The organism is Bradyrhizobium sp. BR13661, assembly GCF_029892425.1.
GTDB lineage: Bacteria > Pseudomonadota > Alphaproteobacteria > Rhizobiales > Xanthobacteraceae > Bradyrhizobium.
In genome coordinates this window covers 17766-42689 of record NZ_JARXWB010000031.1, presented here as the reverse complement: position 1 = coordinate 42689, position 24924 = coordinate 17766, and the positions used below count along the sequence as shown (strand labels likewise).

25 protein-coding genes are annotated in these 24924 nt (G+C 63.8%); 14 read left to right on the top strand and 11 right to left on the bottom strand.

Features of this window, described 5'->3' with window-relative positions:
* Positions 1–8 precede the first annotated feature (8 nt).
* Positions 9–338 (top strand): DUF2160 domain-containing protein, encoded by a 330-nt coding sequence (locus M2427_RS34215; RefSeq protein ID WP_280711223.1) that lies wholly within the window; start codon positions 9–11, stop codon positions 336–338.
* 76 nt (positions 339–414) lie between these two features.
* Positions 415–2211: an ABC transporter substrate-binding protein gene (locus M2427_RS34210; RefSeq protein WP_280711222.1), complete on the top strand. Its 1797-nt coding sequence runs from the start codon at positions 415–417 to the stop codon at positions 2209–2211.
* 89 nt (positions 2212–2300) lie between these two features.
* Here M2427_RS34210 and M2427_RS34205 read toward each other — a convergent pair whose 3' ends face one another.
* From M2427_RS34205 to M2427_RS34195, 3 genes are all read right to left on the bottom strand, one after another.
* Complete coding sequence (locus M2427_RS34205) at positions 2301–3401, bottom strand: alkene reductase (protein ID WP_280711221.1); 1101 nt, start codon at positions 3399–3401, stop codon at positions 2301–2303.
* A gap of 181 nt (positions 3402–3582) precedes the next feature.
* Complete coding sequence (locus M2427_RS34200; RefSeq protein WP_280711220.1) at positions 3583–4086, bottom strand: DUF1993 domain-containing protein; 504 nt, start codon at positions 4084–4086, stop codon at positions 3583–3585.
* Positions 4087–4195: 109 nt separating this feature from the next.
* Positions 4196–5497 (bottom strand): lytic murein transglycosylase, encoded by a 1302-nt coding sequence (locus tag M2427_RS34195; RefSeq protein ID WP_280711219.1) that lies wholly within the window; start codon positions 5495–5497, stop codon positions 4196–4198.
* Between the two features lie 188 nt (positions 5498–5685).
* Between M2427_RS34195 and htpX the strand changes: the two genes are divergently transcribed.
* The 3 genes from htpX to M2427_RS34180 all read left to right on the top strand — a co-directional run bounded on the left by htpX (position 5686) and on the right by M2427_RS34180 (position 7859).
* Positions 5686–6618: a zinc metalloprotease HtpX gene (htpX, locus tag M2427_RS34190; RefSeq protein WP_280711218.1), complete on the top strand. Its 933-nt coding sequence runs from the start codon at positions 5686–5688 to the stop codon at positions 6616–6618.
* 253 nt (positions 6619–6871) lie between these two features.
* A complete protein-coding gene (locus M2427_RS34185; protein WP_280711217.1) occupies positions 6872–7051 on the top strand; it encodes a hypothetical protein in 180 nt (59 codons plus the stop codon).
* 166 nt (positions 7052–7217) lie between these two features.
* Positions 7218–7859, top strand: a complete 642-nt coding sequence (locus tag M2427_RS34180) for a tetratricopeptide repeat protein (protein ID WP_280711216.1) — start codon at positions 7218–7220, stop codon at positions 7857–7859.
* A gap of 33 nt (positions 7860–7892) precedes the next feature.
* Here the strand turns inward: M2427_RS34180 and M2427_RS34175 are convergent, their stop codons facing one another.
* Positions 7893–8246 carry a hypothetical protein gene (locus tag M2427_RS34175; protein WP_280711215.1) on the bottom strand — a complete coding sequence of 118 codons (354 nt, stop codon included), beginning with the start codon at positions 8244–8246 and terminating at the stop codon, positions 7893–7895.
* Positions 8247–8422: 176 nt separating this feature from the next.
* On the bottom strand, positions 8423–9235 hold the full coding sequence (locus M2427_RS34170) for a hypothetical protein (protein ID WP_280711214.1): 813 nt from the start codon (positions 9233–9235) through the stop codon (positions 8423–8425).
* 226 nt (positions 9236–9461) lie between these two features.
* Here M2427_RS34170 and M2427_RS34165 point away from each other — a divergent pair, with 226 nt between their 5' ends.
* The gene (locus tag M2427_RS34165) at positions 9462–9755 is read left to right on the top strand and encodes an antibiotic biosynthesis monooxygenase (protein WP_200517822.1); all 294 of its coding nucleotides are present in this window, start codon (positions 9462–9464) and stop codon (positions 9753–9755) included.
* A gap of 202 nt (positions 9756–9957) precedes the next feature.
* Here M2427_RS34165 and M2427_RS34160 read toward each other — a convergent pair whose 3' ends face one another.
* On the bottom strand, positions 9958–11403 hold the full coding sequence (locus M2427_RS34160; protein WP_280711213.1) for a short-chain fatty acyl-CoA regulator family protein: 1446 nt from the start codon (positions 11401–11403) through the stop codon (positions 9958–9960).
* 233 nt (positions 11404–11636) lie between these two features.
* Between M2427_RS34160 and M2427_RS34155 the strand changes: the two genes are divergently transcribed.
* The 3 genes from M2427_RS34155 (at position 11637) to M2427_RS34145 (ending at position 14249) form a co-directional block, all read left to right on the top strand.
* The gene (locus M2427_RS34155) at positions 11637–13271 is read left to right on the top strand and encodes an isocitrate lyase (RefSeq protein WP_280711212.1); all 1635 of its coding nucleotides are present in this window, start codon (positions 11637–11639) and stop codon (positions 13269–13271) included.
* A gap of 23 nt (positions 13272–13294) precedes the next feature.
* Positions 13295–13504 carry a hypothetical protein gene (locus M2427_RS34150; RefSeq protein ID WP_008137787.1) on the top strand — a complete coding sequence of 70 codons (210 nt, stop codon included), beginning with the start codon at positions 13295–13297 and terminating at the stop codon, positions 13502–13504.
* 187 nt (positions 13505–13691) lie between these two features.
* On the top strand, positions 13692–14249 hold the full coding sequence (locus M2427_RS34145; RefSeq protein ID WP_280711211.1) for a hypothetical protein: 558 nt from the start codon (positions 13692–13694) through the stop codon (positions 14247–14249).
* A gap of 146 nt (positions 14250–14395) precedes the next feature.
* Here M2427_RS34145 and M2427_RS34140 read toward each other — a convergent pair whose 3' ends face one another.
* A complete protein-coding gene (locus M2427_RS34140) occupies positions 14396–15277 on the bottom strand; it encodes a metallophosphoesterase (protein ID WP_280711276.1) in 882 nt (293 codons plus the stop codon).
* A 107-nt stretch (positions 15278–15384) separates the two neighbouring features.
* Between M2427_RS34140 and M2427_RS34135 the strand changes: the two genes are divergently transcribed.
* The 5 genes from M2427_RS34135 to M2427_RS34115 all read left to right on the top strand — a co-directional run bounded on the left by M2427_RS34135 (position 15385) and on the right by M2427_RS34115 (position 19129).
* Positions 15385–15876: an NUDIX domain-containing protein gene (locus tag M2427_RS34135; protein WP_280711210.1), complete on the top strand. Its 492-nt coding sequence runs from the start codon at positions 15385–15387 to the stop codon at positions 15874–15876.
* A gap of 47 nt (positions 15877–15923) precedes the next feature.
* Positions 15924–17075, top strand: a complete 1152-nt coding sequence (locus tag M2427_RS34130; RefSeq protein WP_280711209.1) for a hypothetical protein — start codon at positions 15924–15926, stop codon at positions 17073–17075.
* The gene (locus M2427_RS34125) at positions 17072–18007 is read left to right on the top strand and encodes a glycosyltransferase family 2 protein (protein WP_280711208.1); all 936 of its coding nucleotides are present in this window, start codon (positions 17072–17074) and stop codon (positions 18005–18007) included. Before M2427_RS34130 ends, M2427_RS34125 begins: the two co-directional genes overlap by 4 nt.
* A 112-nt stretch (positions 18008–18119) precedes the next feature.
* Positions 18120–18635, top strand: coding sequence for an N-acetyltransferase (locus M2427_RS34120; RefSeq protein WP_280711207.1), 516 nt, complete (start codon positions 18120–18122; stop codon positions 18633–18635).
* A 26-nt stretch (positions 18636–18661) separates the two neighbouring features.
* Positions 18662–19129: a hypothetical protein gene (locus tag M2427_RS34115; protein WP_280711206.1), complete on the top strand. Its 468-nt coding sequence runs from the start codon at positions 18662–18664 to the stop codon at positions 19127–19129.
* A 346-nt stretch (positions 19130–19475) separates the two neighbouring features.
* Here the strand turns inward: M2427_RS34115 and M2427_RS34110 are convergent, their stop codons facing one another.
* From M2427_RS34110 to M2427_RS34095, 4 genes are all read right to left on the bottom strand, one after another.
* Positions 19476–21743 carry a TonB-dependent receptor gene (locus tag M2427_RS34110; protein WP_280711205.1) on the bottom strand — a complete coding sequence of 756 codons (2268 nt, stop codon included), beginning with the start codon at positions 21741–21743 and terminating at the stop codon, positions 19476–19478.
* 150 nt (positions 21744–21893) lie between these two features.
* Positions 21894–22292 carry a DUF2946 family protein gene (locus tag M2427_RS34105; protein WP_280711204.1) on the bottom strand — a complete coding sequence of 133 codons (399 nt, stop codon included), beginning with the start codon at positions 22290–22292 and terminating at the stop codon, positions 21894–21896.
* Positions 22293–22446: 154 nt separating this feature from the next.
* A complete protein-coding gene (locus tag M2427_RS34100; RefSeq protein WP_280711203.1) occupies positions 22447–22827 on the bottom strand; it encodes a hypothetical protein in 381 nt (126 codons plus the stop codon).
* 26 nt (positions 22828–22853) lie between these two features.
* A complete protein-coding gene (locus tag M2427_RS34095) occupies positions 22854–24917 on the bottom strand; it encodes a hypothetical protein (RefSeq protein ID WP_280711202.1) in 2064 nt (687 codons plus the stop codon).
* Positions 24918–24924: the final 7 nt, after the last annotated feature.

The window sequence follows — 24924 nt, the reverse complement described above, 5'->3', positions numbered from 1 at the left end:
AGGCTCTCATGGAATCCATCGCATGGATGGCCTGGACGCTGCCGACGGCGATCTTCTTCGTCGCGCTCGCCTGCACGCTCGCGGTGATGACGTGGCTCGCGGCTGCGTATCCCGAGGCCGAGCGCGTCGGCGTGCTCAGCATTCCGACCACGCGCGGTGACCGCCTGTTCATCTCGCTGATTTTGGCGGCCGTCATTCACCTGATGTGGATCGGCCTCGTCGGAACCAATCCGATCGCCTCTCTGCCGATTAGTGAAGAGGGGATCGAGATTTCGAGCCTGTGGCTCGCAAGTGGAATTTCGCTGGTCACGGCCGCGCTTGTTTTTCGCACGGTCTGAAGCTCGCGAAGGGACGGCCAGATCCGGGGGCAACCCGGGCCTGTATAAAAGTTTGTCGCTGCAACGGAGGAACAACATGCGACAGTTTAGGAGAAGGAAAGGTCCATTGACCAAGATCAGTTTTCTGACCGTATCGAGCGCCGCGGCCATTCTCGCCACCGCGTTCGCTGCCTCGGCGCCGGTTCGCGCCGCCGACGACGCCACGATCCAGAAGTGGATCGCGGAATTCCAGCCTTCGACCTTGTCGAAGGACGACCAGAAGAAGGAGCTCGAGTGGTTCGCCAAGGCGGCCGAGCCGTTCAAGGGCATGGAGATCAACGTCGTCTCCGAAACCATCACCACCCACGAGTACGAGTCGCAGACGCTGGCCAAGGCGTTCACCGAGCTTACCGGCATCAAGCTCAAGCACGACATCATCCAGGAAGGTGACGTCGTCGAGAAGCTGCAGACCCAGATGCAGTCCGGCAAGAACGTGTACGACGGCTGGATCAACGATAGCGACCTGATCGGTACCCACTTCCGCTACGGCCAGACCATCGTGCTGTCCGACTACATGACCGGCGAGGGCAAGGACGTCACCGATCCCCAGCTCGACGTCAACGACTTCATCGGCAAGTCGTTCACAACCGCGCCGGACGGCAAGCTTTATCAGCTTCCCGACCAGCAGTTCGCGAACCTCTACTGGTTCCGCTACGACTGGTTCACCAACCCGGACTACAAGGCCAAGTTCAAGGCCAAGTATGGCTACGAGCTCGGCGTGCCCGTGAACTGGTCGGCATATGAAGACATCGCCGAGTTCTTCACGAACGACATCAAGGAGATCAACGGCGTCAAGGTCTACGGCCATATGGACTATGGCAAGAAGGACCCGTCGCTCGGATGGCGTTTCACCGACGCCTGGCTCTCGATGGCCGGCAACGGTGACAAGGGCATTCCGAACGGTCTTCCGGTCGACGAATGGGGCATCCGCATGGAAGGCTGCCGTCCGGTCGGCTCGTCGGTCGACCGCGGTGGCGACACCAACGGTCCGGCTGCGGTCTACTCGATCACCAAGTACCTCGAGTGGCTGAAGAAGTACGCTCCGCCGCAGGCGCAGGGCATGACCTTCTCTGAAGCAGGCCCCGTGCCGGCTCAGGGCAACATTGCCCAGCAGATGTTCTGGTACACCGCCTTCACCGCCGACATGGTGAAGCCGGGCATCGCCGTGATGAACGCGGACGGTACGCCGAAGTGGCGTATGGCTCCGTCGCCGCATGGCGCGTACTGGAAGGAAGGCATGAAGCTCGGCTACCAGGACGCCGGCTCCGTGACGCTGTTGAAGTCGACCCCGGCGGATCGCCGCAAGGCAGCCTGGCTCTATCTCCAGTTCATCATCTCCAAGACGGTGTCGCTGAAGAAGAGCCATGTCGGTCTCACGTTCATCCGTGAATCCGACATCTGGGACAAGTCGTTCACCGAGCGTGCGCCGAAGCTCGGCGGCCTGATCGAGTTCTACCGCTCGCCCGCGCGCGTGCAGTGGACCCCGACCGGCAACAACGTGCCTGACTATCCGAAGCTTGCTCAGTTGTGGTGGCAGAACATCGGCGATGCGTCGTCGGGTTCGAAGACGCCGCAGCAGGCGATGGATGCGCTGGCCGCTGCCCAGGACTCCGTGATGGAGCGTCTGGAGAAGTCCGGCGTGCAGGGCGCCTGCGGTCCGAAGCTCCACAAGAAGGAGTCGGCCGAGTTCTGGTTCGCCAAGGCGGAGAAGGACGGCACCATCGCGCCGCAGCGCAAGCTCGCCAACGAGAAGCCGAAGGGCGAGACGGTTGACTACGACACGCTGATCAAGTCGTGGCCGGCCACCCCGCCCAAGCGCGCCTCGCTACAGTAAGCGACGCCTCATAACGACGAAAGGCCGGGAGCAATCCCGGCCTTTTTCTTTCTTACCTCTCCCCGTAAGAACGGGGCGAGGGAGAACGCTTACTCCGCCGGCTCGGCCGCGAGCGTCGGGTAGTCCGTATAGCCCTTGGCGCCGCCGCCGTAGAACGTGTTCTTGTCCCAATCGTTCAGCGCCGCACCCTTCTTCAGTCGTTCGACCAGGTCGGGGTTGGAGATGAACGGCTTGCCGAAGGCGATCAGGTCGGCGGCGTTCGCATCGAGCACCTTGGTGGCGAGATCGAAATCGTAGCCGTTGTTGGCGATATAGGCGCCCGAGAAGCGCTTGCGTAACGATGCATAGTCGAACGGTGCGAAGTCGCGCGGGCCGCCGGTCGCGCCCTCGACGACGTGGAGATAGACCAGCTTCAGCGCGTTGAGGCCGTCGGTGATGTGGTCGAACAGCGCCTGCGGGTTGGAATCCGAGATGTCGTTGGCGGGCGTCACTGGCGAGATGCGGATGCCGGTGCGCTCAGCGCCGGCTTCCGCGACGACGGCCTTGGAGACTTCGAGCATCAGCTTCGCGCGGTTCTCGATCGAGCCGCCATAGGAGTCGGTGCGCTTGTTGGCGCCGTCCTTGGCGAACTGGTCGAGCAGGTAGCCGTTGGCGCCGTGGATCTCGACGCCGTCGAAACCGGCCTCCAGCGCATTCTTCGTGGCGCGCTTGAAATCATCGATGATGCCAGGAATCTCGGAGAGCTCGAGCGCGCGGGGCTCGGAGACGTCGGCGAAGGTGCCATTGACGAAGGTCTTGCCCTTGGCGCGGATCGCGCTCGGCGCCACCGGGGCTGCGCCATTCGCCTGGAGATCGACATGCGAGATGCGGCCGACATGCCAGAGCTGGATGAAGATCTTGCCGCCGCGCTCATGCACCTTGTCAGTGACCTTGCGCCAGCCGGCGACCTGGTCCTTCGAATAGATGCCGGGGGTGTCCTGGTAGCCCTGGCCCTGTTGCGAAACCTGGCTCGCTTCGGTGATCAGGAGGCCCGCGGAAGCACGCTGGCCATAATACTCGGCGGCGAGCGGCGAGGGGACGAAGGTGCCGGGCGCGGCGCGGTTGCGCGTCAGCGGCGCCATCACCAGGCGGTTGGCCAGCATGATCGGGCCGAGCTTGTAGGTCTCAAACAATTTGGTCGAACGGCTCATTGGGATGATTCCAGACGGGTGAGAGGTCCGGAACACTTGTGCATTGCGACATCAGGCGCAAGGGACGAGCCATACGGAAAGTGCAGGCGAGCTGCGCGGAAAGCCCCGCGCAGCATGATTCAGGCGTAATCTCGGCCACAACAGCGGATTTTCCCCTGCCGGGGCCGTGCATTTGCGCAAATTAGCTCACGCCAAGGAAATCGCGCTTGCCAATCTCGACACCGTTGTGACGCAGGATGCCGTGGGCGGTAGCGGCGTGGAAATAGAAGTTCGGCAACGAGACCGCGCTGAAGAATTGCTGGCCCTTCAAGGTCATGGTCCGGTCGGGACCCGACGGGAAAGTCACGTCCTTGGCATCGGCGCCCTCGAACTGTTCCGGCTTGAACGATTTCACGAAGTCGATGGTCTTCGCCAGCCGCTGCTTCAATTCCGCGAAGCTGGTTTCGGTGTCCGGCATGGACGGCAGCTCGGTATGCGTCAGCCTCGCGCAGCCCTTGGCAGCGAAATCGCTGGCGAGCTGGATCTGCTTCGACAGCGGCAGCATGTCCGGGAAGAGGCGCGATCCGAGCAGCACGCTCGGTTCGATCTTTTTAGCCGCGCAATGCGCCTCGGCTTTGGTGAGCAGGCCGGTCAGGCTGTTCAGCATCTGCAAATAGGCGGGGACGACGGCGTCATGGAAGGACATGTGATGCTCGCTTCAAATGGTGGGTAATCTCAGGAGAAACCTGAGCCACTCACATGGGATCATCATGGAATAATACAATCGCGAAAGCGGCTTGTGCGGTGCGAAAATTCTACCGCACCGTCGCTGCCGGCTGGGCCTGTGCCGTGCCGCCGCGCATGCGGGCCAAAAGCTCGGCGGTCGGCCAGGAATCCGCCGGCAGGCCGTATTTGATCTGCATCGCCTTTACGGCCGCGCGGCTCTGCTGGCCCAGCACGCCGTCGACCTTGCCGACGTTGAAGCCGGCCCGCACCAGCAATTGCTGCAATTCCTTGAGCTCGTTGAACGGCAGTTGCGCCACTTGCCCGGCAGGCTTGCGCATCGGCGCAGCGCCCGCAATGCGGGAGGCGAGATAGCCCGCGGTGGTCGAATAGATCAGCGAGTTGTTCCACTCGGTGTAGGCAGCGAAATTCGCATAGGCCATGAAAGCCGGCCCAAAGCGTCCCATCGGCAGCAGCACAGAGGCGGCGAGATTGTCGTTCGGCAGCGGACGGCCATCGGGATAGGTGACGCCGAACTGCGCCCATTTCGAGCGCGGCAGCTGCACGCTGAGATCGGTCTGGTCCCATGGCAGGTTTTGCGGCACTTTGATCTCTTCCAGCCACGGCTCGCCGCGCCGCCACTTCAAGCCGTTGGCGATGTAGTTCGCTGTCGATCCAATCACGTCGGGCGCTGAGCGCAGCAGGTCGCGCCGTCCGTCACCGTCATAGTCGACGGCATAGTTGACGTAATGCGTCGGCAGGAACTGCGTCTGGCCGAGTTCGCCGGCCCAGGAGCCGATCATCTCGTCGGGCGTGAGATCGCCGCGGTCGATCACTTTCAGCGCGGCGATGGTCTCGTTCACGAACATCTCCGAACGCCGGCAGTCGTAGGCGAGCGACACCAGCGATTTCAGCGTCGGCAGATTGCCCATGTTGGCGCCGAAATCGCTCTCCAGGCCCCAGAACGCCGCGATCACCGCTGGCGGCACGCCATATTCCTTTTCGGCGCGCGTAAAGGCAGCTGCGTATTGCTTGATGTGCTGCTGGCCGTTCTGCATGCGATAGGGCGCGGCCATGCGGCCGGCGAATTCGGTGAAGAGCTGGCCGAACACGCGCTGACCGCGGTCGCGGTTGACGATGCCCTGGTCGTAGACGAGGTAGGGGGATGCTTCCGACAGCGCACGCTGGGATACCCCGGCCGCAACCGCCTGCTGTTTCACCTCAGCGAGAAATCGATCGAAGCTCGCCCCATTGTGGCAGGACGCTGCGCGCGGCGACGGCGCGATGGCCTTCGGCGCCGCGGGCCTGGCGGGCGGCGGTACGAATTGGGCGGCGGCGGGAAGGGAGAGCGCGGCGAGCATAACGGCCGCGATCGCAAATCGGGTCTGAAGCATGAGGTATCCGAGAGGGGGGGGGGAGAAGCTTGGATTCTTGACGAAGTTTAATGGAATGATCGAGCTCAAACCAGTGCCGCGGCTCCGCGACGCACCCTGAAACCTTGCGCTCCGGCCGGGGGCATTCCTACCTGAGGTCTGCCGGCTTGCAGCCCCTCCAGCGGCGATGGCCGGCTTTGGAGACGGCCATGAACTATCTGCGCACCGCATTGCTTCTGGCAGGCCTCACCGCCCTGTTCATGGGCGTGGGCTATCTGATCGGCGGCGCCGCCGGCGCGATGATCGCGCTTGTCATTGCGGCCGCGACCAATCTCTTCACTTACTGGAACTCGGACCGCATGGTGCTGTCGATGTACGGCGCCCATGAGGTCGATCGTCGCAGCGCGCCGGAGCTGGTCGGCCTCGTTGCCGAGCTTGCTGGCCGCGCCGCTCTGCCGATGCCGCGCGTGTTCCTGATGGACGAGCCGCAACCGAATGCATTCGCGACCGGGCGCAATCCCGAGAATGCTGCCGTTGCCGTCACCACCGGCTTGATGCGCCAGCTCAGCCGGGAGGAGCTCGCCGGCGTGATCGCGCACGAGCTTGCGCATATCAAGCATCACGATACGCTCTTGATGACCATCACCGCGACCATCGCCGGCGCCATCTCCATGCTGGCGCAATTCGGAATGTTCTTCGGCGGCAACCGCGACAATAACGGGCCCGGCATCGTCGGCTCGATTCTGATGATGATCCTGGCGCCGCTCGGTGCCATGCTGGTGCAGATGGCGATCAGCCGCACCCGCGAATATGCTGCCGACGATCTCGGCGCGCGCATCGTCGGCCAGCCGATGTGGCTCGCCTCGGCGCTCGTCAAGATCGAGAGCGCGGCGCATCAGGTGCAAAATGTCGAGGCCGAGCGCAATCCCGCGACCGCGCACATGTTCATCATCAATCCGCTGTCGGGTCATGGCGTCGACAATCTGTTCGCGACGCATCCCTCGACGCAAAACCGTATCGCCGCGCTCCAGCAACTGTCGGCCGAGCTCGGCGCTCATGCTGCGCCGTCGGTTGGTGCGAACGAGAACTATCCGCCGCACAGCCCGTGGGGCCGCTCGTCCTCGCGCGGACCGTGGGGATGAGCTCGCGAGCCGCGCGGACGCATTCTCCCCGCGTTGCAATTCAAGCGAGAGATTTTGGTTCAACGTCGCATTGCCGACGTCCGACAAGAACACGTCAGGGTGCGTTGCTGCTGCGCACTATCCGAAATGTTAACTTGCGCTTTGCGGCCTGTTGCGCCAGATCAATGACTGCTCGCCTTGGCTGGGGGAGCAATGATGTTTGAGATGCTTGCCGAGTGGCAGGGTTTGCATATGCAAATCGCCGGAGGTTCGCATGGCACCGTTGCAAATCGAGCATGTGGTCGAACGCGATATTGCACCGCGCGAAGGCCTCGCAGAACGAATGGAAGGCGCACTGCTCCTGACCTCACTGGCCTCGGTGACGGTTGTCTGGTGCTGTCTGCTTGGCCTGGTGGTCTGGAAGTGCTGCGTCTGGATCCTCGGCCTCGCGTAGCTTCCGCAAGGACCGGCCTTGAGCACGCTGCCGTGCGCGGCGGTCGGATTATGCTGGCATTGTGATCTGGCGCACAGAGGGGCGCCCCGGCCGGTGCTAAGACCCAACCGAGAGTGTTCCTTCGAAAGGGGATGCGGGGCCGGCCTGTCGCCTGTCACCGTCGAAGATGACCAGAGCTGCCGTGCCATTGTTGATCGTCCTGGGCGTGGCCATCGGCCTGTCCACGCGTATGGTCGTGAATTGCGGCGACGAGGACGAGCCCGACATCTGCTCGGCCGTGATCGGCTTCTCGCCGTTTCGCGGCTCCCTGATCGCCTTCGCCTATGAGGGGCGCGGGCGGATCGCATTGCGTCATGGCGACAACGGCCGGGCGATCGCCGACTTCAACGAGGCCATCCATCTCAATTCCAACCGCGCTTCGCTCTATCGCGATCGCGCGCAGGCGTACCGGCAGAACGGCGATTTCGGCCTTGCCGTCGCCGACTACGACGAGGCGATCGCGCTCGATCCCAAGCCCGCTGCGCCCTATCGCGAGCGCGGCCTTGCGCTCGTTGCCAAGGGCGATCTCGATCGCGCCATCCTGAGCTACAGCACAGCGGTGCGCCTCGACCCCACCGACGCACAGGCCCGCCTCGACCGCGGCCTCGCCTTCCTCGCCCGCGGCCAGGCCAATGATGCCCGCGCCGATTTCGAAGCCGCGCTTGCGCTGCCCCCCGGCAAGGACTCTCGCACGCGCGATGCCGCGCGCGCAAAGCTCGCCGAACTCGCGCAGACCAAGCCGACCCAGGTCCTGATGCCGCAGCGCTGAGTGGTCGTCGCTTTCGCCAAAGAAGGCGGGCGCCTACTTCGCTTTCTTGGCGTTGGCCTTCTTCGCCTTCGCAGCCTTCTTCGCCGGCTTCTCCTTGGCCGGCTTCTCCGCTTTCACCTCGACAGGCGTGCTGGCGGCGAGCCGCATGGCGCGGGCGTAGCTGTCGGCGACGTTGTCTGCGGACATCTGCAGGCGCCTTGCGGCGGCGGTGGCCTGTTCGATGGTGGCTTTAGCCATCATCTTGAAGCGGGCGCCGGTCTCCTTGCTCTTGGCCTTGGCGGCAAGTGAGCTGAAGCGATCCCGACGCTCTTTGGCGCGGGTCATCAAGCCCGTCTGCAGCTGTCTGGCCAGTTGCCGGATCACGACATCCAGGTCGGCGTCCGCCATGTCTTCTATCCTCTTCGAAACAGTCCCAATCGATGCGGCGGGACTATGCAGATCGGGCCCCCGCTTGGCAATTCCCGCCGGGCCGTCATCCGCAGCTTCCGGTTATCAAAACAGAAAAGCCGCGCATGTCGCGCGGCTTTTGGCATTGGTTTGGTGTGGAGCGGGCTGCGTGGGCCTTATTTCAGCGAGGCAACCGGTCCGCTCGAGTTTGCTGCTGGATCGGGATCGAAGCCGAATATGCCGACCAGATATTTGTAATAGTCCGGCATCTTTTCCTTGAGCACGTCGCGGGTCTTCGGCTCCTGGATATCGCTCTTTCCGGCCAGGAAGATGCTGGCGGTCACGGCGAAGAACTCCATCTGGTTCTTCATCGCATAAGCCTCCTTGGGCAGGAGGTCCTTGGTCTTGGCAAGGGCGTAATAGATGATCACACCCTTGTTGGCGTAGCCGTCCGGCAGCAGCCGGGCATGATAGGCGTGCATCATCTCGTGGAGCAGCACGGCCTCCTTCTCGTAGCGCATCATGTCCGGGCGGACCATGATCACGCCGAGCCCGGAATCGACCGCGAGGTCGACGGCATTCGGATTGGTCCAGCGCTGCGTGTCGTGGTCCCACACCGTCAGCGTGCGCGGCGTGGTGCGCTGGATGTCCGGGGTGACCCGGCCGTAACACGCGGTCGCGGCGCCTTCGTCGAGGCAGGCCAGCTCGCTTGCGATGATCGGAACGGTGCGGAAGAAGCGCATCACGCGCGGCGAGAGGCCTGCGGCCTCGACGACGTCGATCTGGCGCTTGAGGTTGTCCGTGAGCTTGTCGAGGTCCTTGCGATCGGACGCCTCCGAGACGTCGAACATGTAGCCGCGATAGCTCTGGAAGCCAGGCGGCAGCGATTTTGCGGCATCGGCGGACGCGACGTCGAGCGAGCCGGCGTTGGACGGATTGGCGAACAGCGCGCCGACGATGGTCGCGGTCAGCAGCAACGCAATGCGCATGGAAAACCCCCTGATGTCACTTCACGCGGCAGGATAGGCTGCCGTTGTTTGCGAAAAGTGAGTGGGGCGAGACTAAGGCGCCGATGTTGAGGCGTGCTTAATCCTTGGTTGCAGATCGCGGTGGTGGATTAGGGCCGGGTTAACCAAGCCGTAGATCGAACGCGTCGTTCGGCGTAACATGCCGCCGGGCACCATGTCCCATATCAGTAGCCGGAAGGAGGATGCCATGTATGCCGCCATCCGTCAGGCCAAGGCAAAAAGCGGAAGTGCCGAAGAGCTCGCCCGCCGCATCAAGGACGGCGCCGTTCCCATCATCAGCGACGTCGAGGGTTTCAGGGCCTATTACGTCGTTTATGCCGGCGACGACACGGTGACCGCGATCTCGATCTTCGACAAGTTCGAGCAGGCCGAGGAGGCCAACAAGCGCGCGATCGCCTGGATCGAAAAGGATCTGGGCTCATTGCTGGCGGGGCATGCGAGCGCGGCGGCGGGGCCGGTGATCGTGCATACGCTGGCGTGACGTCAGGGCAAGCTCTCTCCTGTCGTCCCGGCGAAGGCCGGGACCCATACCGCGTGATCTAACCGTGATGCGCGGTATTCGTACCGCGAGGGATCAACTGCCAGTCTTCGCCAAACTGCTCCCTGTGGTTATGGGTCCCGGCCTTCGCCGGGACGACACCGAGTGTGTCGGACGGACTTTCACCAAGCGCGCAGCCGCCCCCTCACAACTCCCGTGCATTCGAGAACGCGAAGCTCGACACCCGCCGCGTCGTCTCATCCAAAATCAGCGTGCGGGTGATCGGCGGCTCGGCGCGCTGGGCGCAGTTTTCGCGCTCGCAAAGCCGGCAATTGACGCCGATCGGCGTGCCTTCCGTCTTCTCCAGATCGATGCCGGCGGCGTAGGTCAGGCGTGCGGCGTGGCGGATCTCGCAGCCGAGGCCGATGGCGAAGCGCGGCTGCGGCAGCGGGTGCGGCGCGACGGGACGGCGCACCATCTGCGCGATCGAGAAATAGCGCGTGCCGTCCGACAGCTCGATCACCTGCTTGAGCAGGCGGTCCGGCGTGTCGAAGGTGGAGTGCACATTCCACAGCGGACATGTGCCGCCGAACTTCGAGAACGGGAACGTGCCGGAGGAGAAGCGCTTCGAGACGTTGCCGGCATTGTCGACGCGCAGCAGGAAGAACGGAATGCCGCGCGCGTTCGGCCGCTGCAGCGTGGTGAGCCGGTGACAGACCTGCTCGAAGCCAGAATTGAAGCGCTGCGCCAGCACGTGAATGTCGTAGTTGAGCGCCTCGGCCGCAGCGAGGAAGGTCGGGTAGGGCATCATCACGGCTGCCGCAAAGTAATTGCCGAGCGTGATGCGGAACAGCCGGCGCGGCGCGTCGTCGAGCGGACCCGCGCGACTGATGATGGTCTCCAGGGCTTGCGCGCACTCGCCGAGACCCAGCTGGAAGGCGAGCTGGAACGCGCGGCCCGGCGGATCGACCAGCTCCGAGATCAGCAGTTGGCGGCGATGGCGGTCGAACCGGCGCAACGTCTCGCGCATCACATCGACAGGCATGATCCGGGTCTGGATCGAATGCTTTTCGCGCAGGCGCTCCACGAGAGCGGCATAGAGCCCCTCGGCCGGAACATTCAGCTCGTCGCGCAGGTTTTCCGCGGCCTGCTCGAACTCCGGGAAATAATTGCGGTTGGCCTCGATCAGCTCGCGCACGCGCTCGACCGGATTGGCCTCATAGCGCGTGCCGACGTCGCGGTCGGCCATTTGCGCCGCGGCCAGCGTCTCGCCCTGGCGGGCCTCGGTATAGGCCGCATAGAGCCGCTGCAGCGCATGGGTGACGCCGGGGCAGAGCTCAGCGAGGTCCCGCAGTTCCTGCTTGGGAACGTCGATCTGGCGGAACAGCGGATCGGAGAAGATCTCGTTGAGCTCGGCGAAGAAGCGGTCCTCATCGGCGGTGGCGAGATCGCGCAGATCGAGATCGTAGGTCTCGGCCAACCGCAGCAGGATCTGCGCCGTCACCGGGCGCTGGTTCCGCTCGATCAGGTTGACATAGCTCGGCGAGATGCCGAGCCCCTCGGCGATCTGGGTCTGGGACAGCCCCAATTGCTGCCGGATCCGCCGGAAGCGTGGGCCGACGAACAGTTTTTTCCCGGATTCGGCGGCCATTCTTGGAACTCCAGAGCCATCAAGGTCAGTCTTTCTGACCTTTTATTTACAAAATTTACAAATTAACATCTATTACATGTTCCGATGTTACACAACATCACCATTCAAATACAAGGCCTCTATACGAACTTCCCTTTCTCGCGTTTATCTCATGACACGCATTTCGCAATGCATTGTCAAAAATGTCGATGACGAAGCCGAGCGCTTCGTCGTCATCGAGAAGGATCAGGCACATGAACTACCAGCCCCGCGGCATCAGCACCCTTCAGGGCCCGGCCTCGTATCAGAGCGAGATCGAAGCGGCCCAGGCGCTCCTCAAGACCCAGCCGACCTGGAACGGGGTCTCGGCCGAGGCCGTCGCGCGCATGCGCCTGCAGAACCGTTTCAGGACCGGCCTGGACGTCGCCCGCTACACGGCGGCGCTGATGCGGGCCGACATGGCGGCCTATGACAAGGATCCGACCAAGTACACCCAGTCGCTGGGCTGCTGGCATGGCTTCATCGCGCAGCAGAAGCTGATCTCGGTCAAGAAGCACTTCGGCGGCAAGACCGATCGCACCTATCTGTACCTGTCCGGCTGGATGATCGCGGCACTGCGTTCCGAGTTCGGACCGCTGCCCGACCAGTCGATGCACGAGAAGACCTCGGTGCCGGCGCTGATCGACGAGCTCTACACCTTCCTCCGCCAGGCGGATTCCCGTGAGCTCAACGATATCTTCCGTGCGCTCGACAAGGCGCGCAAGGAGGGCGATGCGACCCGCGAGAAGGAGCTGATCGCCAAGATCGACAACTTCCAGACCCATGTCGTGCCCGTCATCGCCGACATCGACGCCGGCTTCGGCAATGCCGAGGCGACCTATCTGCTCGCCAAGAAGATGATCGAAGCGGGCGCCTGCGCGCTGCAGATCGAGAACCAGGTCTCGGACGAGAAGCAGTGCGGTCACCAGGACGGCAAGGTCACCGTGCCGCACGAGGTGTTCATCGCGAAGATCCGCGCCTGCCGCCACGCCTTCCTCGAGCTCGGCGTCGAAGACGGCATCATCGTCACCCGCACCGACTCGCTCGGCGCCGGCCTGACGCAGCAGATCGCCGTCAGCCACAAGCCGGGCGACCTCGGCGACCAGTACAACAGCTTCCTCGATTGCGAGGAAATCACCGCTGAGAACGCCCGCAATGGCGACGTCATCATCAACCGCAACGGCAAGATGATGCGTCCGAAGCGGCTGCCCTCGAACCTCTACCAGTTCCGTCCCGGCACCGGCGAAGACCGCTGCGTGCTCGACAGCATCACCTCGTTGCAGAACGGTGCTGACCTGCTCTGGATCGAGACCGAGAAGCCGCATATCGAGCAGATCGCCAAGATGGTCGACCGCATCCGTGAGGTCATCCCGAACGCCAAGCTCGCCTACAACAACTCGCCGTCGTTCAACTGGACCATCAACTTCCGTCAACAGGTCTACGACGCGATGAAGGAAGCCGGCAAGGATGTCAGCAAGTACAGCCGCGCCGAGCTGATGAAGCCGGAATACGACGATACGCCGTTGGCGCTTGAAGCCGACGAGCGCATCCGGACCTTCCAGGCGGATTCGGCCAAGCGTGCCGGCATCTTCCACCACTTGATCACGCTGCCGACCTACCACACGGCCGCGCTGTCCACCGACAACCTCGCCAAGGAGTATTTCGGCGATCAGGGCATGCTCGGCTACGTCAAGAACGTCCAGCGTCAGGAGATCCGTCAGGGCATCGCCTGCGCCAAGCACCAGAACATGGCCGGCTCCGATATCGGCGACGACCACAAGGAATACTTCGCAGGTGAAGCTGCCCTGAAGGCGGGCGGCGCCCACAACACGATGAACCAGTTCGGCTAACGCCATCCAAGAGGAGACTGACAATGACCAAAGGCAGCAATTTCTGGGTGATCGGCGGCGAGTTCGGCTCGATGAACTTCCACAAGCTCGTCGAGGGCTCGGCCCAGGTGCAGGGTCCGTTCAAGACCCGCAAGGAAGCCGAAGACGCCTGGCGCTCGGTTTCGGAAGAGAACCGCCACAAGGCCGGCGTCCGTTTCTCGATCGTGGAAGAGCCGTCGCGGGTCTCGGCCTGACGGCTGCCTGAAAATCTAAGAAGACGTCCAAGGCGGAGGGTCCCATCCGGCGCAAGCCGGGTGGGATCGTCTGTTTTTGGCACACATCAACTGCCTGTGGGTGCCGTAAGTATCTGGAATTGTGGGCCCTTTGCGGACGCTGTGGTTACTGATAGGTTAACTTCGTTGAGTGAGGACGAGGCCGACGATGTCAGAGCCCAAGACCAGCGGTATCAATCCCGGCCAGCCGCGCCCGGTGCGGCTGCGCGATGCGCTGCTGCGCGCGCGGATCGAGGCCGCCGACCGGACCGGCGTGGTCGTCGATCTCAGGGACGCCGAGGTGGCGCGGCTCGAGATCCTCAACGACGCGCTCGATCCGCTGTTCGCGCAGGTGCCCGATCAGATCGATCTGTTCGACCGCGGCATCAGCCAGGGCGATACGCCCCGGCTGTGGATCGATGTTGTCGCCCACATCGTGATGGGGCGCGACAAGCGGCAGTACCGCTTCGTCCAGGACACCCGCTTCGGCCGCATCGTGCTCGCCGAATCGCACGAAACCGCCGTGATCGTGGACGCCGTCACCGACTACGTCGCCCGCCGCATGATCGAGCGCGAGCGTGCGATGGTGGTGCCATCGGAGCCGAAGGCGGAGGTCGCCGAACAGCCGCCGCGCCGCTCGCGCATCTGGCCGTTCGTGCTGGGTTTCATTCTTGGTGCCGCCGCGCTGTTCGGTGTCGCCGTGCTCGCGGCGTTGCGGAGCTGGTGAAGGTCTCTCCGCCGTCATTCCGGGGCGCGCCAATGGCGCGAGCCCGGAATCCATTCATCACCACATACCGCCGCCCGATGGATTCTCTGGTGCGCAATTGCGCACCAAAGATCGCGCTTCGCGCGCCCCGGAATGACGCCATCAGATCACACCACCCGCACCCGCTTGATCTCCCGGATCTGCAGGCCATGATCGATGCTTCGCACGATCTGCTCGCAGCGCCATCCGGCATTGTCCTTCTCGATCGCGAACAGATTATAGGCCGCGGCCGGATAGCGGCCGTGCGCGAGCGCCGAGGCCGACGGCACGCCGATGGCCGGAATGTTGCCATTGGGGCCTTCGAACCACATCGTCGAATGGATGTGGTCGTGCCCGTGCAGGACGAGTTCGACACCCCTGCGCTTGAGCAGCGACAGCAGGCTCGCGGAATCCGTCAGCCGTTTCTGGCGCGCATCGGACTTTAGGGGATGATGCACCATCAGCACGCGGAAGACGTCCTCGGCTGCGAGCTTGTCGAGCACCCGTTCGAGATCAGCGAGCTGCTCTCGCCCGACCGTACCCGTCGCCATCAAGGGCGGCGTCGGCACGGCGCTGGAGAGGCTGACCAGCGCGACCGGCCCGCGGCGGCGCACGCCCGGAAAGCCGATGCTGCCTTCGTCGCTCGCAAGGTAGGGAGCAAAGGCCTCGCCGAAGCGGTGATACGTGCTGCGGACATAGGCGTCGTGATTGCCGGGAATCGCGGTGACACGGTCGGGCGGCCCGACGCTGTCGAGCCAGGCGCGCGCCGGTGCGAATTCCGCCTCCATCGCCAGATTGACGAGATCGCCTGTGACCGCGACGTGGTCGGGCGCCTGTGCCTGCATGTCGGCGACCAGCGCGTCGAGCACCTCGCGGCGCTGGTATTTGTGGCGGTTGCGCGTCCAGTTGACGTAGCCGAGCGCACGCTTGCCGGCGAGTTCGATCAGCCGCGGCTTCGGCAGCGGCGGCAGATGCGGGTCGGACAGATGGGCGAGCGTGAAAGGTGCCAGCATAGGGTCGGTCATGGCGCGCGATTGCCTCGCTATTCCCGTGCTGTAATGGCAAGGTCGCGCCCATCACGCAAGGGACCCCTGAACAGGTGCGTCACGAGAGGCTCATGGTGAAGCGCCTGGACGAGATCCGACGAAGATTCGAGCCGCTGCTGCGACGGTTCTTCCACGCCTATTTCCTGCTGGTCCGCGGCATGACGCTCGGCGTCCGCGCCGTCGTGCTCGATGCCGACAACAAGGTGTTTCTGGTCAAGCACAGCTATGTCGCGGGTTGGTACCTGCCCGGCGGCGGCGTCGACTTTGGCGAGACCATGGAGCAGGCGATGCGTCGCGAACTCAAGGAGGAGGGCGACATCGACCTGATCGGGGAGGCGGTGCTGCACGGCATCTTTCTCAACAGTCACGTTTCCCGCCGCGATCATGTGGCGGTCTACGTGGTCAGGCATTTCCGTCAGGACCGTCTGCCCGAGCCCAACCGCGAGATCATCGAATGCGGCTTCTTTGATGCTGCCACGCTCCCTGCGGGAGCGACGCCCGGGACGCGTTTGAGGATCGCGGAAGTGCTCCACGGCAAGCCCGTGATTGCGACGTGGCGGTGAGGGCGGGCTATGCTAGTACCGGTCCGAACGGGCGCCACGGAAACCTGATGAAGTCAGCTAAACTCGCCTTCGGCCTGATCTGCCTTGCGATCCTCGCCAGCAACATTTGGTCAATGTCGCGCTGGAGCGAGGCGCGCGGGGTCTATGACGATATCTGCTATCTCAGGCAGGCACATCTGTTCCAACGCTTCGGCGTCAGCGGGCTCGACACCAACGCGCTCAGGGACGACGATCGCTATTTCGAAGGCAAGATGAAGGAGATCGCCTTCGACGAGTGGAGAGATCCGATCCGCTGGCCCTGCCACAATCCGATGCCGAACGGCAAGATCGTGATCCAGTATCCGCCCGGCACCGGCTTTCTGCTGGCGCTGTTTCCGCAAGGTCACCAGGTGGTGCCGCTTTACATTGCCGCGAACGTGATCCTCTGCGGCCTCGCACTATCGGGCATATTCCTGGCGCGAACACCATCGTCGATCATTGGTGCAGGCGTGTTCGGTGGGCTTGCCGTCCTTCTCATGATCAACCCTGTCAAGGCAAGCTATTCGGTCGCACCGACCATGGCGCTGTGCGCTGTCGCGGGCTTTCTGACCGCGCTGTGGCTGAGCAGGGACAAGCGCAGCGTCTTGTTGATCGCGCTGATCGGCCTCCTGCTCGGCGCATCAGTCAATTTCAGACTGCCGAACGCGCTGCTCGCGGCCGGCTATTTCCTGTTCCTCGGCGTTCCCTTTCTGTGGACGCGCTCGCTCGCGACTTTCGTGCGTGGGTTAGCCTTTGGTGCCAGTGTGCTCGTTGGCATGGCACCGACGCTGATCGCCCAGGCCATCAACGCCGGCAGCGCACTGGCGACGACCTATGGCAGCGCCGACGTGGTCGCGCCGACTTTCGATCTCGCGGTGTTCGTTCAGTATCTGCGCGATACGCAGATCGTGCTGATCGTGTTTGCGATCGGTTCGATGCTCTGGCTGTTATGGTTCGGCGAGCGGCATGTGCGGCAGGCAGCCCTCATCGTCGCCGGTAACCTCGTGGTCAATCTCGGCTTCTTCATGAGCCATCCGATCTTCACACCGTATTATGTCGTGCCGATCACGATGCTGTCGCTGTGGACGCTGTCGTTCGCCCAAACGCTGCAACCGGCCAAGGCGCGCGAGGCCACGTCGGTCGGGCTCGAGCAGGCGAGCCTGGGAGCGCTGCCGCGATGACGTCGGCGCAACCCCGCATCGCCGTCTTGGTGCCCTGCTATAACGAGGAGGCAGCGGTCGCGACGGTCGTCGCGAACTTCCGGTGCGCGCTGCCCGCGGCGGAGATCTATGTCTACGACAACAATTCGCGTGACCGCACCGCAGCCGTCGCCCGCGAGGCCGGTGCGATCGTGCGCAGCGAGCGGCGGCAGGGCAAGGGCCACGTCGTGCGCCGCATGTTCGCCGACGTCGAGGCCGACATCTACGTGCTGGTCGACGGTGATGCCACCTACGACGCGCCGAGCGCCCCTGAGATGATCGACAAGCTGCTCGACGAGCATCTCGACATGGTGGTCGGACTGCGCATCGACCAGTCGGAGGCGGCCTACCGCCTCGGCCATCGCACTGGCAACCGCATGCTGACCGGATTTCTGGCCTGGACTTTCGGCCGCGATTTCCAGGACATTCTGTCCGGCTATCGGGTGTTCTCGCGCCGATTCGTCAAATCGTTCCCGGTACTGTCGGATGGTTTCGAGATCGAAACCGAGCTTGCGGTCTATGCGCTGGAATTGTCGCTGCCGGTCGCGGAGGTCAAGACGCCCTATTGCGCGCGGCCCGAAGGCTCGTTCTCGAAGCTCAACACTTGGCGCGACGGCTTTCGGATTCTCGGTACCATGCTGAAGCTCTACCGTGCGGAAAAGCCGCTGCGCTTCTTCGGTGCGATCGGCATCCTGCTGGCGGTCGTGTCGGTGCTGCTGTCGATCCCTGTTGTGATCACCTTCATCGAGACCGGGCTGGTGCCGCGGCTGCCGACCGCCGTGCTGTCGATGGGCCTGATGATCATGGCCATGCTGTTGGTCTCCTCGGGCCTCGTGCTCGACACCGTGACGCGGGGACGGCGGGAGATGAAGATGCTGTCCTATCTGTCCCAGCCGGCGCCGAAAAGGAACTGATGCGGCGCGCTGCCATGGACGGCACGAGATCAAGATGCTACTCCGCTCCCTCTTTTGACGCGTTTTCTTAACGCGAACCGGGATCCACTTCGCTCGAAAACGCTTTGGCAACATGAACGATCTCTCCATCACCGTCCGCCCCGAAGTCCCAGGCGATGCCCAGGCGATCGAGCGGCTGCACGAGCGTACCTTCGGCCCCGGTCGTTTCGTGCTCAGCGCCTATCGCATCCGCGAGCATGTCGACCATCTGCTCGAGGTCTCCTTCACTGCGCGCATCGGCACCTTGCTGGTCGGCTCGGTCAGGCAGTTGCCTGTCATGATCGGCGAGACGCCGGCGCTGCTGCTCGGGCCGCTCACGGTCGAGCCGCCGTTCCGCAGCCGCGGCATCGGCCGCATGCTGATGGAGCGGGCTCTGAAGGACGCGAAGGACAAGGGGCATCGCATCGTGCTGCTGGTCGGCGACGAGCCCTATTACAGCCGCGTCGGCTTCAAGCTCGTGCCCAAGGGGCGCGTCGCCATGCCGGGCCCGGTCGACGCCGCCCGCGTCCTGGTGTTCGAGCTCGTCGACGGCGCCTTCGAAGGCGTCTCGGGGACGGTCACGCCCGACTGGAGCAGGGCGCGGGGCTAGCACACCAACGTCCAGTCGAGGCTCACATGTTCCGCGTGACAGCCGACACATTGCAGGCCTACCTCGATTTCGATCCGGACCGAAAGCGCGACCTGATCGCGTTGCACAAGCTGGTCGTCTCGGCCGCTCCAGCTCTCAAGCGCCATTTCCATCAGGGAACGCCCGCGGGAGAAGCGGGGATGCGCATGAAGATGATCGGCTACGGAAAGTTTCGCTATGCCATCAAATCTGGGAAAAGCACGGATTGGCCGGTGATCGGCGTTGCGCTCCAGAAAAACTACATCACCGTGTACGTGACGGTGACCAGGCAAGGCGTGCCGATCGTTTCCCACTATGCTGGAAAGCTCGGCGAACTACGCATGGGCGGCAACAACTTCAGTTTCGAGCGGTTCGACGACCTCAGGCACGAGGCCGTATCGACCCTATTCGCGGAGGTTGCTGGCATCTTCCAGGCGGATCCTGAAAACCCGGTTCGCTATATGCAGGGGTCATGAATCCGGAAAGCCCGGCACGCTATACCCTCGGCGCGGTTTATGCCAAAACTGGAAGGCGAAAGCTGACGAAGGATATTTGAAGTTTGGCCGCATCGAAGAATGGCACCTCGCCCGCGGAACGCCAGATCGCAAGTGAAGCGTTGACCTGCGAGCACGCCTCGTCCTTCGAGACGGCCGCGGAGCCTGTCATCGCGCCGCGCGTTGCGCGGACCCGGTGGCGGTCTCTTCAGGATGAGGCTAAGCGGCATCGGCGTCCGCTAAAACTGTAGCCACGCACTCCGCCCTCATCATGAGGGCCCGCCAGAGGCGGGCGTCTCGAAGGATGCGCCACAAGAGGGCCGCGCAGCTAGAACCGCTGCGACATGCCGACATAGAAGCCGCGCCGCGGTCCGTATTGCGGGGCGAACACGCCGATGCCGGAGCCGTCGCGGATCTGGTAGATCGTGTCGAACACATTGACCACGTCGAAGCGCACAGTCGTCGGCTTGTTCGGCGCGACGATGTTGAAGTCGTGCGACAGGCCGAGATTGACTTGCGTATAGCTCGGCAGATGGTCGGTGTTGGCAAAGCCCGAGCGGAGGCCGCTGCCATAGATCATCGACACGCTGTAGCGCGTGCCCTCCCAGAGATAGGAGGCGCCAGCCGAGCCTGACAGCATCTGCGCGTGATCGGTGTAGATGTAATGACCCGCGATGTAGGCGAGTTCGTCCGCGCCGAACAGATACTGGTTCGAGACCACGTTGGTCGCGATCTGCTTCGCCCAGGCGAGGTTGGCATAGGCGCTGAAATTGCCGTTCTTGTAGGTCGATTTCAGCTCGACGCCGACATTCTCGCCGCGATCGTAGTTGAAGCCGCTCAGCACATAGGCCGCGCCGAACTGGCCGTCGTCGAGCAGGTCGCGCGCCTTCTTGTAATAGGCGTCGGCGCCGACCTCGAGGCCCGGGATCGGATAGATTTTCTGCGTCACGCCGACGTCGAACACGTGCGACCGCTCCGGCAGCACCGGGCTGTTCCGCCCGACCTCCGGCGTCTGCGTGTTGGCAGGCGCGCCGGGCGGGGTCACCAGCGCGAGATTGACGGGGGACGCGATCACCTGCGAGGGCGGGGTGAAGTTGCGCGCATAGCCGGCGTGGAAAATAGTGCCGTCGAACGGCTTCCAGGTCAGGCTGACGCGCGGGCTGAGCTGGTTCGCATCGATGAATTGGTACATCTGGTCGAAGCGCAGACCGGCGTTCAGCGTCAGATTGTTGGTGATCTTCCATTCGTCCTGGACGTAGGTCCCGATCAGCCAGCCGGTCTTGGCGTTGGAATCGAATACCGAGAACGGCGCGTCGATCGTGCCCGCTGTCGGATCAGTTGGATCGACCAGCGGCAGCACCGTCGTGCCACTGTTGACCAGCGTTCGCTCCGCGCTCACCGACAGGCCGAAGCGCAGCGTGTGCGCATTGCCGATCCGCCAGGAGGTGTCCTGCTGGATGCCGTTGACCACGCTCTGCCGGTAGACGTCCGATGACACGCCGTTGAAGACGAGATCGCCGATCGGATCGGGATAGAAGTGCAGCAGGCTGGTGCGGTTGAAGTACGAGGTCTGCGTGTCGAACTCGCCGTTCGAGGTCTGGTAGGAGACGACGTTGAACTGGTTGAACTCGTTCTGATGCTCGTTCAGTCGCGACGAATCGAAATTCGAGACGCCGAACGCGGTAAATGCAGGCGTCTGGCCGGGATTGTTGGGGATCTGGAAGGTCGCATTCGACACGCCGCTCATGAAGGTGAGGCGGCTCCCTGGATCGATCATCGTCGACAGATAGAGAAATCCCTTTTCCTGGTTGGTGCGATCGTGGATCGCGTTCACCGACGGCGTCGGGTTCTCGATGCCGAGATTGTTCTGCAGGAAACGCCCCGACAGGAAATACTGGGTCTGGCCTGCCGTCCCGCCGTACTCCACATTGGTCGAGATCGTGCCGTTACTGCCGCCATAGACGCCGACGACGCCTGTGTTGTTGAAGGCGTCGGCCTTGGTCTGGATGTCGAGCACGCCGGCGGTGCGCTGGCCGTATTGCGCCGGCAGTGCGCCGGTGAGCAGGCTGAGGCTGCCGACGATACCGGTGTCGAGGATCTGTCCGAACGCACCGACGCCATCGGGCAGCATGACCCCGTTGATGCGGTATTGCAGATTGGCGTGCTCGTTGCGGACGTGCAGGTCGCCGCTCGCCGCCGAGTCCTGGGTGACGCCGGGGAATTGCAGCAGCACCTTGTCGAGCGAGGCATTGCTGCCCTGCGGCAGCGCCTCGATCGCCTGGCGCGTGAGGGTGTGGGAAGTGGCCCCGCCCGGCGGAAGAATCGATTGGCGCGCGGCATCCAGCCGTTCACCCGGGCCTTCGACGGCGGCCGGTGCCTCGGTCTGTGGCCGCGCCTGAGGCGTTGCGCGTCGCTTGTCGATAGCGACGCGAACCTTGGGTCGGCGCGGCGCCTGCGTCTGCTTGGGTGCTTCGACTTCGACAGTCGGTAGCGTCGTGGTTGGGGCCGTCGTTTGCGCCATGGCGCCGCCGCCGGGATGGAGCAGCGTGAGTGCGGCGAGGCTCGAGCCCGCCAATATTGCTTTTGAAGACACCATTGTCCTGATTTCCGATCACGCACCGCCGCAGCTCTGTTGAGAGGCTTGTCACGCAGCACGTGCCGTCGACACGCGACGGATCGTCTTCGATCACCCAGCGGAATCGGCGCGAGGCGCAGCCGATGCCGAAGGCAGCTCAATCGATGGAGATCAGGAGGCGGGAGGAGCGCGCGGCTGGAACGCGTGGCTGGCCGATTCCAGATGGACGAATTCGGCGTCGGTGGTGCGGTAGAGCAGCTCGACCGCTTGCGGCAGCAACAACAGCGGCGGTGTCGCTGATATGACCGTGCCGGCCATCGCGACCAGTGCGCAGATCGCGCAGATGTCGTCGCCCGGCTGTTCGCGATCGGGACTTGCAGGTGACTGCTTCTGGGCCGCCGCGCTATCGGGCGATGCGATGGTCTTGGCGTGGTCGCTCAGCTGGGACTGAGCAAGCGGCGCAGCCTGCGCGAACCAATGGCTGTGGCCGAAGGTCAGCGCGATTTGCACCAGCATCGCAAATATCGCGAGCCGGGCGCCGTGCCTGATATTCGACCGGAACCACTTCATCCAAACGCACCCCACACCGCGAGGCGCCGACCGGGCGTCACGATGTAACAATATAACATCGGAAGGAAAGGTGGCTGTCAACCTGGCGTAGGGAAGCTGGCCGCCGATCGACTGGGCCTGTGTGATTGTTGCAACGGGTGTCGAAGACGATGTCTCAGGCTTCGTTCGTATCAGCCGGAAGGATCTGTCGACGGCAGTTGTCTCGATACGTCATCCAGGACTTGACGGTCGAAATCACAACGACGGTCGCACCCAGGGTGCCCAGCAAGGCGGCCTGCATTTGGCCCGCAAAGAAACACGCGAGGGCAAAGCTGGGCACGGCGACGCAGCCGCCGGCCAGCGATTTCATATACTCGGCCTGCACCGCCAGCGGCGTTGATGGTTCAAGTGCATAGATCGGAATCGCATAGCGCGAGTTCAGGCCATCCCGGAACTGCAGGGGCAGCGTGTCGGATACCACCGATTGGACGCCGAAATATTTGACGATCGACCAAGTCACTGCAAGCGCGCATAGGACACCGAAAAATACGGCCATCTGTCGCTCCACGAAGCCGCTTAGCCCTAGCGCCCCTCGCGCACCCAGGTCGCGGCGAACGCGCCGAGCAGCAGCAGCAGGCCGATCAGGCCGGCGAAGATCGGCAGCACGCCGACGCCCTTGACGACGCTGGCGTCGCGCATCCGCACGCCCATCCAGCCGTCGCCGGCAAAGATGCCGGCCGAGCGCACCGGGACGATGCGCGGCAGCTCGACGCTGCCGCCGTCCGCGATCCGCACGGAACTGCCGCCGGTGGCTTGCGTCAGCGGCCTCAACGCCTCGGTGGTGGAGGTGACTTCCGAAAACTCCTTCGGATTGGTCGGGCCGACATTGATCAGCGCTTTCAGCGTGCCGTCGGTCGCCTGCCACAGGCCGAGCTCGTTCGCCGGCAGGCTGGCGCGCCACTCGCCGGGATCGCCGGGATTGAGCGTCAAATCATGCGACACGCCGGAGGGCGAGGTCACGCTCACCGGCTGCACGCTATCAGCCATGGTCTGGCGCACCACGACGAGATCCTTGCCCTGCACCTGCAGGCGGAGCGCTTCCTCATCGAGGTCCGGCTGCTTCATCAGCCAGTGCGACATCCGCCGGAGCAGATCGAGATGCGGGCCGCCGCCCTCATAGCCGCGCGCCCACAGCCAGATGTGGTCGGACAGCAGCAGCGCGACGCGGCCCTCGCCAAAGCGCGACAGGAACAGCAGCGGCTTGCCGTCGGCGCCCGTCATTACCGGCGGGTTGACCGAATTGCGGGTGTCGACGGTGCGGAAGAAGCGGCTCCAGTGCGGCGGCTCGAACGCCGCGCCTTCCAGTCCACGCGTCACCGGATGGCGTTTGCCGAGGTCGGAGAGGTGCGCATAGAACGGCTTCTCGGTGACGCCGACCGGCTCGGCCGGCAGCACCGAATCCAGCGGCGTGCGCCAGATGCTGCTGGTCGAGGCATAATCGGGGCCTGCAGACACCAGCACAGCGCCGCCCGCGCGCACATAGCGCGCCATGTTCTCGAAATAGGGGATCGGCAGCACGCCCTGGCGGGCGTAGCGGTCGAAAATGATCAGCTGGAATTCGTTGATCTTCTGCTGGAACAGCTCGCGGGTCGGAAACGCGATCAGCGACAATTCGTTGATCGGCGTGCCGTCCTGCTTCTCCGGCGGACGCAGAATCGTGAAATGCACGAGATCGACGCTGGCGTCGGACTTGAGGAGGTTACGCCAGGTACGCTCGCCGGAATGCGGCTCGCCCGAGACCAGCAGCACGCGCAGCTTGTCGCGCACACCGTCGATGGCGACGACGGCGCGGTTGTTCACCGGCGTCAATTCTCTCTCGAGCGGGGAGGCCTCGATCTCGACGATGTTCGAGCCGGCGTGCTTGATCTCGACGTCGACGCTCGCGCTCTGGCCGCTTGCCAGCGTGCGCTCGTTGATGACCTCGCCGTCGCGGCGGACCGTGACCCTGGCGCGCTCATTGCTCACGCCCTGGTCGTCGAGCTTGTAGGTGATGGTCTGGTTCTGGCCGACGATGCCGAAGCGCGGCGCCGCCGTGATCGCGATGCGGCGATCGCGCTCGTCCTTCTGTCCGGTGATCAGTGCCTGCACCGGCGCCTGGAAGCCGAGCGCGGTGGTGTTGGCCGGGATGTCGTGCACGCGGCCGTCAGTGATCAGGAACGCGCCGGCGACGCGGTCGACCGGCACGTCCGACAGGGCGGAGGCGAGCGCGCCGAACAGCTTCGTGCCGTCGGTCTCGCCGTCGGCCTGTCCGGCCTCGACGACGCGCACCTCGAGTCCCTTGATCTTCTTCAGGCTGTCGACCAGCGCTTCCTGCGCCTTCGCGGCCTCCTGGTTGCGCTTGCCGAAATTCTGGCTCGGGCTCTTGTCGACGACGACGGCGGCGACCGAGGTGAGCGGATCGCGGTCCTCGCGCGTGAAGGAGGGATTTGAGAGAGCCAGCAGGAACAGCGCCAGTGCCGCCACGCGCACGGCTGCGCCACGCGCCCGCGCAAGCAGCAGTACGATCGCGATGACCACGATCGCAGCGAGCGCGATCCAGAGGACGATCGCAGGAACCAGCGGCGTGAAGGCGATGCCGTAATTCATCTCGGTC